Raw genomic sequence first — 6,376 nt, forward strand, 5'->3', positions numbered from 1 at the left:
CCCCCGCGGCCGGCGCCGCGGTTAGATTCGGACGAGCCGGACCGGTCACCACCCTCCGGCATCCGCCGATGTCCCGCGAATGCCGCAGGTGACGGTCGTACAGAGGGGAAGGTTGACGCTGGTGTCCGGTCAGCCGCGCGCTGGATTCGCGCTCGCCGCGCTGCTCGTGGTGCTGTCGGTGGCCGTCGCCGCATGCGGTTTCCGGGGCCGCAGCGCCGACGATTCCGATCCGAACGCGCTGGCGCTGCTGGTGCCCGCCTACAGCGACGCGACCCGTGCGGAGTGGAGCACGATCATCGCGAACTTCCGCGCGCAGAATCCGGCGATCACGATCCATCTGCAGGTCGAATCGTGGGATTCGATCAACGAGGTGGTCCGCACCGATCTGCAGTCGGTGACCACCACCCCCGACATTCTCGGCATCGATGCCTACTCCGCATATGCCACCGACGACATGCTCTATCCGGCAACCGATATCGCCGACCCGGCGGTCCTGCACGACATCGATCCCGGTTTCGCCCGCAACGCCTCCATCGACGGAACCCAGTGGGCGCTACCGCTGTTCGCCTCGACGCGCACGCTGTTCTACAACACCGATCTGTTCGCGCGCGCCGGCATCCCCGCCCCGCCGAAGACCTGGTCCGAACTGCGGGAGGACGCGCACCGCATCCAGGCCCTCGGCGGCGGCATCTCCGGGTACGGCCTGCCGTTGGGCAGTGAGGAAGCGCAGGGCGAGACGTCGATCTGGACCTTCGGCGCCGGCGGCAGCTGGTCCGAGGGCGCCACCCTCACCGTCGATACCGACGCCAATCGTGAAGGAGTGCAGGCGATGTCGGCACTGGCCGCGGCGGGCGACACCCAGCCGAACCCGGGCTCCACCGATCGGAAGGATGTGATCAATGCGTTCGTCCAGGGCCGGATCGGCATGATCGAAGGTCTGCCGCCGGTGCTGGGCATGATCGACCGGCAGAATCCGGCGCTGCGCTACGCCACCGCACCGACGCCGACGAAAACCGGTGCGCCCGTGACCCTCGGCGTCGCCGATCATCTGATGGCCTTTCGCAAACACGGCAACAAGCAGGCCGCGATCCGGCAGTTCCTGAACTACTTCTATTCGCCCGCGGTCTACGCCGATTTCGTGCGGGCGGAACACTTCATCCCGATCACCGCATCCGGTGCGCGCGCACTCGCGCGGGATCCGGTGACCGAGGCCTTCGCCGCCACCCTGCCGGTTGCCCGCTTCTACCCTTCCGCCGATCCGAAGTGGGCCGCGGTCCAGGGCGCGATCCGCCAGCAGATGGGCACGGTGACACAGGGCGCGGACCCGGCAGAGGTCCTGCGCCGCATCGCGCGGGCGGCGCGATGAGCAACCCACGCGGACGCACCGGATCGGCGATCCGCGCCCTGCCGTGGATCGGCCCGGTGATCATCCTGATCGCCGCCGTGGTCGCATTTCCCGCCGGGTACATGATCTGGACCAGCACCCGTGACCTCAGCCCCTACGGTCGCGATCGGGGCTTCGCCGGGACGGCCAACTTCCGCCGGCTGTTCGGCATCGAGGAACTGGGCAGCGTCCTCGCCCACACCGTCGTCTGGGTCGTCGCCGTCGTGCTGATCACGCTGGTGCTCTCGGCGGCGCTGGCGCAATTTCTGGCCTTGGACTTTCCGGGCCGTACCCTGATCCGGCTGGCGATCCTGGTGCCGTGGGCGGCCTCGGTGGTCATGACCACGAGCATCTTCGCCTATCTGCTGGATCCGGAGGTCGGACTCGCCAATCGCCTCCTGGTCGATATCGGTGTGCTCGATCGCGGTTTCGGATTCACCAAGGAGCCGGGGCCGGCCTTCGCGGTGGCGATCGCGGTCGCGGTCTTCGTGTCGATCCCGTTCACCACCTATACGATTCTCGCCGGGCTGCACTCGATTCCGGTGGAAGTGGGTGAGGCGGGCCGGGTGGACGGCGCATCGGCCTGGCAACGCTACCGGTATCTGACGCTGCCGCAGCTGCGTCCGGCGATCGCGGTGGCCACCGTCGTCAACATCATCAACGTCTTCAATTCGCTGCCGATCCTGCAGGTGCTGACGGGCAGTATCGCCGGATTCTCCGCCGACACCACGACCACGTTGACCTACAAGCTGATTCGGCAGAATCAGCAGCTCGCCACCGCCGCGGCGATGAGCGTGCTGAACTTCGCCCTGATCGCGGTGATCATCGCGGTCTACGTGAAACTGGTCCGGCCGGCCGCGGAGTCCGACACATGACCACCCGGGAGCGCGCCGCGCGGAAACCGACGCGGCGCTGGGGACTGACGGCGGCCGGCGTCGTGATCGCGGCCGTATTTCTCGTCCCGTACGTCGTGATGGTGCTGGGATCACTGAAACCCCGGTCGGAGATCCTGCGCATTCCGCCGTCCTATCTGCCGCATCGGTGGCGGCCCGGGAACTACGCCGATATGTGGCACACCCCGGAGACGCCGCTGCCGTTCAATATCGTCAGCACTCTCGCCATCGCCGTGCTCGCTACCCTGCTCGTGCTCGCGGTGGCCGTACCGGCCGCGTATCACACTGCGCGACGGCGGTTTCCGGGCAGGGCGGTCTTTCTCGGCGCGGTGCTGGTCACCCAGATGTTGCAGCCGGCGGTGCTCGTGACGGGCCTGATCCGGGAGTTCTTCGCCGTCGGCATCAACGACACCTGGTTCGCGATGATTCTGGTGAATGCGGCGTTCAACCTCTCCTTCGCGGTGTGGATCCTGCACAGCTTCTTCGCCTCCGTTCCGGTGCAGATAGAGGAAGCCGCGCAACTCGACGGATTGTCCCGGCCACACATTCTGTGGCGAATCAGCCTGCCGCTGGTATGGCCCGGAATTGTCACCGCGACGATTTTCGTCTTCGTCTCCTGCTGGAACGAATTCGCGGCGAGCCTGGTGGTATTGACCACTCCGGAAAATCAGCCGCTCTCGGTGGCGCTGACGAAATTCGTCGGCCAATACGACACCGCCTGGCAGTTCGTGTTCGCCATCTCCACCGTCGGCATCGTGCCGGTGGTCGTGCTGTTCGCACTCATCGAGAAGCGGCTGGTCGCGGGCCTGACCGCGGGAAGTGTGAAGTGACCGGCACGACTCGCCGGCCCTGACGACAATCGACTTGACGAATCGCATATACGGCTGCCATTATAGAAGTGGGAAGACACCGAATATGCGGTGTCTGATTCTTGTCGTTCTCTCGACAATCTTCTTATTGCGGTGTACTTTGGGACCTCCCGCAGCCCGGATGCCCGCCAACTCTCGAAATACGAAACAGCCGTGAACAGTGATGCAATCTGCGCGTCGCTGTCCATCGGCTCGGCCGAGGCATGTTCGGACGACATCCGGTGCGGATTGTGCAGACAGCCCCTACAGGACAAGCAGATCTCGTACCGGTCACCCGTGGCGTGACCGCGCGAGGTGCTGGAAGGATGCGCCTTGACAAGCTCGCAACGACTCTCGTTCGCGAAACTGTCCGAACCCCTGGAGATTCCGGGACTGCTCGAGGTTCAGACCGAATCGTTCGCCCGGCTGGTCGGAACGCCCGAATGGCAGCGGCGCGCGGCCACGCGCGGCGATGACACGATCGGCGGACTCGCCGAGGTGCTGGCCGAGATCAGCCCCATCGAGGACTTCTCCGAAACGATGTCGCTCACACTCTCCGATCCGCGCTTCGAAGAGGTCAAGGCCTCGATCGAGGAGTGCAAGGACAAGGACATGACCTACGCGGCACCGCTGTTCGTGACCGCGGAGTTCGTCAACAACAACACCGGTGAGATCAAGTCGCAGACGGTCTTCATGGGTGATTTCCCGATGATGACCGACAAGGGCACCTTCGTCGTCAACGGCACCGAGCGAGTTGTGGTGTCGCAACTGGTGCGTTCACCGGGTGTGTATTTCGATGAATCGATCGACAAGGGCACGGAGAAGACGCTGCATTCGGCGCGGGTGATTCCGTCGCGTGGTGCGTGGCTGGAATTCGATGTCGACAAGCGCGACACCGTCGGTGTGCGTATCGATCGCAAGCGTCGTCAGCCGGTCACCGTGCTGCTCAAGGCATTGGGCTGGAGCAGTGAACGGATCGCCGAGCGGTTCGGCTTCTCCGAGATCATGACCACCTCGCTGGCCAAGGACAACACCGCCGGCACCGACGAGGCGCTGCTCGACATCCACCGCAAGTTGCGGCCGGGTGAGCCGCCGACCAAGGAGTCCGCGCAGAACCTGCTGGAGAACCTGTTCTTCCGGGACAACCGCTACGACCTCGGCGCGGTGGGCCGCTACAAGATCAACAAGAAACTCGGGACGCACGGTGGTCGCACGGGCGGTCCGCGCGTGCTGACCGAGGACGATATCGTCACCATCATCGAGTACCTGTTGCGTTTGCGCGCAGGCGATTCCACGATGACCGCACCCGGCGGGCCGGAAGTACCGGTCGAGGTCGACGATATCGACCACTTCGGCAACCGGCGGGTCCGCACGGTCGGCGAGTTGATCCAGAATCAGATCCGCATCGGGCTCTCGCGGATGGAGCGAGTGGTCCGGGAACGGATGACGACCCAGGATGTCGAGGCCATCACCCCGCAGACGCTGATCAACATCCGCCCGATCACGGCGGCGGTCCGGGAGTTCTTCGGTAGCTCACAGCTGTCGCAGTTCCTGGACGAACGCAATCCGCTGGCGAGCCTGACCAACAAGCGCCGGCTCTCGGCGCTGGGCCCGGGCGGTCTGAGCCGGGAGCGCGCCGGCCTCGAGGTCCGCGATGTCCACTACAGCCACTACGGCCGGATGTGCCCGATCGAGACCCCGGAAGGTCCGAGTATCGGCCTGATCGGCTACCTCTCGGTGTACGCGCGGGTCAATCCGTTCGGTTTCCTCGAAACCCCGTATCGCCGGGTGGTCGACGGCGCCGTCACCGACGAGGTCGACTATCTGACCGCCGACGAGGAGGACCGGCACGTCGTCGCACAGGCCAACGAACCGCTCGATACCGGGGGCCGCTTCGTCGCCGCGCGAATTCCGGTGCGGCGCAAGAACTCCGAAGTCGAGCTCGTCGATTCGACCCTGATCGACTATATGGATGTCTCGCCGCGCCAGATGGTGTCGGTGGCGACCGCCATGATTCCGTTCCTCGAGCACGACGACGCCAACCGCGCCCTGATGGGTGCGAACATGCAGAAACAGGCGGTGCCGCTGCTGCGCACCGAGGCGCCTCTCGTCGGCACCGGTATGGAGCGACGAGCCGCCGTCGACGCCGGAGATCTGATCGTCAACGAGAAAGCCGGTGTGGTGGAGGAGGTTTCGGCCGACTTCATCACCGTCGCGCACGACGACGGGACGCGCCGCAGCTATCGGCTGCGGAAGTTCTCGCGCACGAATCAGGGCACCTGCGCCAACCAGCGTCCCATCGTGGACGAAGGGCAGCGGGTGGCCGGCGGAGATGTCCTCGCCGACGGCCCGGCCACCGAGAACGGTGAGATGGCGCTGGGTAAGAATCTGCTGGTGGCGATCATGCCGTGGGAGGGTCACAACTACGAGGACGCGATCATCTTGTCGCAGCGTCTCGTGGAGGAGGATGTGCTGACCTCGATTCACATCGAGGAGCACGAGATCGATGCGCGTGATACCAAGCTCGGTGCCGAGGAGATCACCCGCGATATCCCGAACGTCTCCGACGAGGTGCTGGCCGATCTGGACGAGCGTGGCATCGTCCGTATCGGTGCCGAGGTGCGTGATGGTGACATCCTGGTCGGCAAGGTGACCCCGAAGGGTGAGACCGAGCTGACCCCGGAGGAGCGGTTGTTGCGCGCGATCTTCGGTGAGAAGGCGCGCGAGGTGCGTGACACCTCGTTGAAGGTGCCCCACGGTGAGTCGGGCAAGGTGATCGGTATTCGTGTGTTCTCGCGCGAGGACGACGACGATCTTCCTCCGGGCGTCAACGAGCTGGTGCGCGTGTATGTGGCGCAGAAGCGCAAGATCCAGGACGGTGACAAGCTCGCGGGTCGTCACGGCAACAAGGGTGTCATCGGCAAGATCCTCCCCAAGGAGGACATGCCGTTCATGCCCGACGGCACTCCGGTCGACATCATCTTGAACACCCATGGTGTTCCGCGTCGTATGAACATCGGCCAGATCCTCGAGACGCACCTCGGCTGGATCGCCAAGGCGGGGTGGGACATTCGGCTCACCGACGGTGCCCGTCCCGACTGGGCACAGCGTTTGCCCGCGGAACTGCTTTCGGCACAACCGGATACGAATCTCGCCACGCCGGTGTTCGACGGCGCCCACGAAGCCGAACTCGCCGGCCTGCTCACCTCGACACTGCCCAACCGCGACGGCGAGGTCATGGTCGGCGCGGA

4 protein-coding genes are annotated in these 6,376 nt (G+C 65.2%); all 4 read left to right on the forward strand.

What is annotated here, in order from left to right; all coding sequences use genetic code 11:
- Nucleotides 1–121 precede the first annotated feature (121 nt).
- Nucleotides 122–1,366 carry an extracellular solute-binding protein gene (locus RJ03_RS24800; protein ID WP_036506137.1) on the forward strand — a complete coding sequence of 415 codons (1,245 nt, stop codon included), beginning with the start codon at nt 122–124 and terminating at the stop codon, nt 1,364–1,366.
- On the forward strand, nt 1,363–2,259 hold the full coding sequence (locus RJ03_RS24805) for a carbohydrate ABC transporter permease (RefSeq protein ID WP_036506138.1): 897 nt from the start codon (nt 1,363–1,365) through the stop codon (nt 2,257–2,259). The genes RJ03_RS24800 and RJ03_RS24805 overlap by 4 nt, the downstream gene beginning before the upstream one ends.
- Nucleotides 2,256–3,107, forward strand: a complete 852-nt coding sequence (locus RJ03_RS24810; RefSeq protein WP_051025216.1) for a carbohydrate ABC transporter permease — start codon at nt 2,256–2,258, stop codon at nt 3,105–3,107. The genes RJ03_RS24805 and RJ03_RS24810 overlap by 4 nt, the downstream gene beginning before the upstream one ends.
- 333 nt (nt 3,108–3,440) lie before the next feature.
- On the forward strand, nt 3,441–6,376 hold a 2,936-nt coding region (gene rpoB, locus RJ03_RS24815; RefSeq protein WP_051025217.1), incomplete at its 3' end, for a DNA-directed RNA polymerase subunit beta.

This window comes from Nocardia aobensis NBRC 100429 (assembly GCF_000308375.1).
Taxonomy (GTDB): Bacteria; Actinomycetota; Actinomycetes; order Mycobacteriales; family Mycobacteriaceae; genus Nocardia; species Nocardia aobensis.